The organism is Paenibacillus sp. Y568 (assembly GCF_059445545.1).
Map to the genome: position 1 here is coordinate 1 of NZ_JCAIUM010000040.1, position 4,496 is coordinate 4,496.

General features: G+C 37.7%; 5 protein-coding genes. All 5 read left to right on the forward strand.

Features of this window, described 5'->3' with window-relative positions:
• Window positions 1–204: 204 nt before the first annotated feature.
• Window positions 205–1,047, forward strand: coding sequence for a tyrosine-type recombinase/integrase (locus AC1D7X_RS25590; RefSeq protein ID WP_495476414.1), 843 nt, complete (start codon window positions 205–207; stop codon window positions 1,045–1,047).
• Between the two features lie 216 nt (window positions 1,048–1,263).
• Entirely contained in the window at window positions 1,264–1,788 is a 525-nt protein-coding gene (locus AC1D7X_RS25595) for a hypothetical protein (RefSeq protein WP_495454687.1), read from the forward strand.
• Window positions 1,789–2,014: 226 nt separating this feature from the next.
• Window positions 2,015–3,301 (forward strand): IS110 family RNA-guided transposase, encoded by a 1,287-nt coding sequence (locus tag AC1D7X_RS25600; RefSeq protein ID WP_495476415.1) that lies wholly within the window; start codon window positions 2,015–2,017, stop codon window positions 3,299–3,301.
• Between the two features lie 441 nt (window positions 3,302–3,742).
• Window positions 3,743–4,033: a hypothetical protein gene (locus tag AC1D7X_RS25605; RefSeq protein ID WP_495454689.1), complete on the forward strand. Its 291-nt coding sequence runs from the start codon at window positions 3,743–3,745 to the stop codon at window positions 4,031–4,033.
• A gap of 33 nt (window positions 4,034–4,066) precedes the next feature.
• Window positions 4,067–4,363 carry a hypothetical protein gene (locus AC1D7X_RS25610; RefSeq protein WP_495454690.1) on the forward strand — a complete coding sequence of 99 codons (297 nt, stop codon included), beginning with the start codon at window positions 4,067–4,069 and terminating at the stop codon, window positions 4,361–4,363.
• Window positions 4,364–4,496 lie beyond the last annotated feature (133 nt).

Consider the following 4,496-nt stretch of genomic DNA (forward strand, 5'->3'; position numbering starts at 1 on the left):
ACGAGGAACTTATGATCTAGTACATTCTGTTAGAGGGAACGCGGAGTGCTGGGAAACTAGCACGCTCCGTGTGGAGCAGGGGAAAAGCTGGAGATCGCATCAAAGGCTTACCTATTGCTACCGCTAGCACAAGCAGGTTAGAAGATTAAAACCTCTCTTTAGAAGCAAACCTAGATGTAATAGCTTCTAAGGGGAGGTTTTATTATGAATTTAAGTGAGTTGTGGTATCTATATGAGGCTGATAAACGAATTCAAGGATATAGTCCGAGAACATTGAACGCCTACGTCCTCCAGAACAAAATGCTAATGACGGAACTAGGTGATCCCGAGATAGCGGAGATTACATTGCCAATGCTGAAGCAATATTTGGCGAAACAAGCAGAACGTTTGAAGCCAAGCAGCCTAGGGCATCGAATTCGTTTCGTCCGATCCCTATTTCGCTATGCGTATGAAGAGACTTACCTTACTTCAAATCCTTCTTTAAAACTAAGAGAACCCAAATTGGACAAGCGAATTTCTAAGTTTTTAGTCGAGGAAGATGTTATTCATCTTAAGATCTCGTGCCAATCATTAAGAGAAAGAGCGCTGCTTGAACTTCTCTATTGTACTGGCTGTCGAGTCGGGGAAGTAGAGAGGATAAATATCGAGGATATCAACTGGGAAAACTGCTCTATAGTCGTAAACGGTAAGGGCTCCAAGCAGAGAGAAGTGTACTTTACGACAGAGTGCAAAGTATGGTTAAGGAAGTACCTGACCAGTCGTAGAGATACCTGTAAAGCCTTATTCGTAACGGATACCAACCCAACTAAACGCATGGCTATTCCTACAATTAGATGGGCATTAAAACGGCTTGCAGATCGAGGAGAGATTGAAACGAATGTTTATCCGCATCGCTTTCGACATACCTATGCTTGTCAACTCCTTGATAACGGTGCTCCCTTGGATTTCATCCAAGGTATGCTGGGTCATGAGAAAGCCTCAACCACGCAAATATACGCACAACTTCGTGGCGAATGCAGGAGAGAAATGTATCGACGATTTTTTTAGCATAGAATAGCGGTAGATCCCTTTTAGAAATCTGCCGCTATTCAACTAAAGGGCAGTTATGCGTAATATATTTGCATGAAAGAGTGTTCTATAGTCAGGCCTTGGACTACCTAATTTGGTATTATAAATAGGAGTTAACATTGTTGATTTATAATAATTAATACCTGTGTACTAAGTTCGCAAATAATAGGTTATCGGAAGGTCTTGGTGGAAATAATGAAAAAAAAACTTATTAAAATAATTTTTATCCTAGGTATCTTGGGGATAGTTACCTTTCTAATTAATTACCACATACCGAAACATGTAAGTAAAACTTATTATGGCTTAGAATATAGGGATAATTATCATAGACCGGTGAGTATACGACTGGACGTGACTGTTAAGAAGAGCTTGATTTCCAAAACAAAAATCGATGGATTTATAAGGATAGACGGAAAGAGCACGGAAATATCAAATCACTTGGTGTTTAATAAGAATGGGGATGAAAAAGTGTCTACAACTGATTCAAGAAATATATTAAAGATTATTAAGGATGAATTAGATAGCAATCTGTACAGCTTAGATAGAAGAAATGTAGAAATAATCTACGGAAATCCAAGACAGTATATAGAATTAATGGTTGATGTATCCAAGGATTTTGAATATATTTATACTTCTACATTTAAGAATAATTACATTGCACCAGCACAAAACCTTGATGAAGTCAAAAGGGTTTCAAACATTTTATTTTTTAAGAAGTAACAATATCATTTAAATTTCTACTACTACTGCAATGGTTGCGCTAACGAGACACTATAGTTCAATTTCATGAGGGCTGCCAAACGGCAGCCCTTCTTTACGCTAACGGGCAGCATTCCTGTAATGAGTAAGAATGACGTTTGAACAATAAAAGGCCTCTTGATATCATAAGAATTGTCCTAAGCTGGCCAGCAAAAGGGACGAATTCGAATATCAGGAGGCAGATAATATGAATTATAACCAAAATGAGAAGATAGCTCAAATCACTTCTCAAACTCTAATAGTTGGCGTAGATATCGCTAAGTACAAGCACGTTGCACGTGCGCAGGATTTTAGAGGGCAGGAGTTCAAGAAGGCTTTCCATTTTGAAAATATGAACTCAGATTTCAATCACTTTCTAAGTTGGATTCAACAACTAATGAAAGATCAAGGGATGGAAAAAGTGATTGTAGGAATGGAACCAACAGGTCACTACTGGCTCAATCTAGCTCACTTTCTTAAAGATCAATGTATTCAATTTGTCGTAGTAAACCCGATGCATGTAAAGAAAAGCAAGGAGCTAGACGACAATTCACCTACAAAAAATGATGTAAAAGATGCTAGGGTAATTGCACAGTTAGTCAAAGATGGGAGATATGCTGTACCCAATATTCCACAGGGAGTGTACGCAGAACTTCGAGTGGCAAAAAAGATACGCGATCTTCTATCTGTTGACCTACAAGCGGTTCAAGGACAAATCCACAATTGGTTAGATCGTTACTTTCCTGAGTTTCTTACCGTATTTAAAGACTGGGAAGGAAAATCGGCATTACAGCTTTTAAAGCTCAATGTATTACCACATGAATTAAGTAAGATTTCCGATCATGAGATCTTAACGTATCTTAGAAAAGCTGTTAGCCGTGCGGTTGGACTCAGTAGAATATCTGAACTCAAAGAAGCAGCAAGTCATTCGATAGGCATTCTTGAGGGTTCAACAATGGCTAAATTAGAGCTACGCACGTTAATAGATAAGTATGAACTCATAAAAAATAGATTCGAAGAACTGGATTCAAATATCGATGTTTTACTTGAACAGATTCCAGGTGTTGAACAAATGTTGGAGATTAAGGGTATTGGTAGAGATACGGTTGCAGGTTTCTTTTCAGAGGTAGGGGACCTCAGTTATTACTCTCATCCTAAGCAGATCATAAAATTAGCTGGGCTGAGTCTGAGGGAGAATACGTCTGGAAAGCATAAGGGCCAAACAAAGATTACGAAGAGAGGGAGAAAAGCACTCAGGGCGCTTCTCTTTCGAGTAGCCATGCCTTTAGTCGCTAAGAATAGTGCATTCAAGGCTTTACATCAATATTTTACAACACGGTCAAATAATCCTTTGAAGAAAATGCAGTCCCTGATCGCAATATGCAATAAGCTTATACGGATTCTGTTTACGATTGGTAAGAAGCAATGTGAATTCAGTGAAGAGCATATGCTAAGGGATATTCCCCATATGGCAGAACTAACGAGAGTAGCTTAGGTTTCTTTTGGATTCTTGAAGTAAAGTAGCAGGTAACTATATTTGAAGCACGGATTAGTCAGTAAAAAAACTATAATACGGACAAAGACCCTGTCGGGCAGCATAACTGACATCCACATCATGGTAAGGTTGGACGAAGGAATTTTAGAGCGAAGACTCTGTGAGATTTGGGAGGGTTGACCTCTATGAGATATGTGGACATCCATCAGTGCGACCATAACTACAACTATTTCCACTTTTTGGATACGAGTGGTTAAGTAGATAAGGATCGTTTTTTCTCCATATATCCAGAATTAACCTTTAATTCATCCCTATTCCAGTATTTAAATGCTCAAATACCAATGATGCTATGAAAACTTAAGAAAACAGGAGGAAATGAGAGCTAATGCTTTCTTCATAGAGGGAGAAGAGCTTAATAAGCGAAACTAAGGGGGATATTAAATGAAGTACAAATTTGCGCTTTTTTCAGTAATTATTTGGGCACTTCTAATTTTAGCTGGATGTTTAAACAACGCATCTGAAGAATTATCCGTAGACCTGTCTGACATTCCACATATGAATATAGGTGCCGAAATGCCCCGACTTTTATATGCCGATGACAATATAGCGGTTATTCAGGGTACATTTGGAGTCATTGTATATAATATGCAAAATTCACTTGTTACGAATCGGATTTCATATGAACATATGAAATCATTTGACATCTCCATGATGACGGCATCTGTATCTTAAGATGGAACAACAATCTATATTGGAAATGATGATATGTCTTTTTCTAACGAAATTCTATATACCTATCAATACGATATTAGTTCTAGAGTCATCAATGAAACAAAGGAACAGCCTTCTGGTGTGTTTATGCCAAATACTATTGAAACACCTGGTTATAATGAACAATACGATAAATATTTCGATTCACAATATCTTACTAGTGACAAAATTGTAGAGTTCAATAATTCGTTTTTATATTTACGTTCCTTAGACTGGAATATAAAAAACTTACAAATTGTTATTTGCAAGTATGAAGATGGTGAAAGTAAAGTTTTTGATGTATTTAAATGAGAGCTTGTTCAACTAACGGGACAGTATGACAAGTTCTGTATAAGCGCTTTACAGCGCGAAAAAACAGAGATTTCATGAAATGAAATCTAACTTTACAACCGAGGATGGGAATGACGGAACCATGTATCCTGAA

What these genes read in the sequence shown, in the direction of transcription:
- AC1D7X_RS25600 (WP_495476415.1), top strand. Translation starts at nt 2,015, where the DNA reads ATGAATTATAACCAAAATGAGAAGATAGCTCAAATCACTTCTCAAACT.
- AC1D7X_RS25590 (WP_495476414.1), top strand. Translation starts at nt 205, where the DNA reads ATGAATTTAAGTGAGTTGTGGTATCTATATGAGGCTGATAAACGAATT.
- AC1D7X_RS25610 (WP_495454690.1), top strand. Translation starts at nt 4,067, where the DNA reads ATGTCTTTTTCTAACGAAATTCTATATACCTATCAATACGATATTAGT.
- AC1D7X_RS25605 (WP_495454689.1), top strand. Translation starts at nt 3,743, where the DNA reads ATGAAGTACAAATTTGCGCTTTTTTCAGTAATTATTTGGGCACTTCTA.
- AC1D7X_RS25595 (WP_495454687.1), top strand. Translation starts at nt 1,264, where the DNA reads ATGAAAAAAAAACTTATTAAAATAATTTTTATCCTAGGTATCTTGGGG.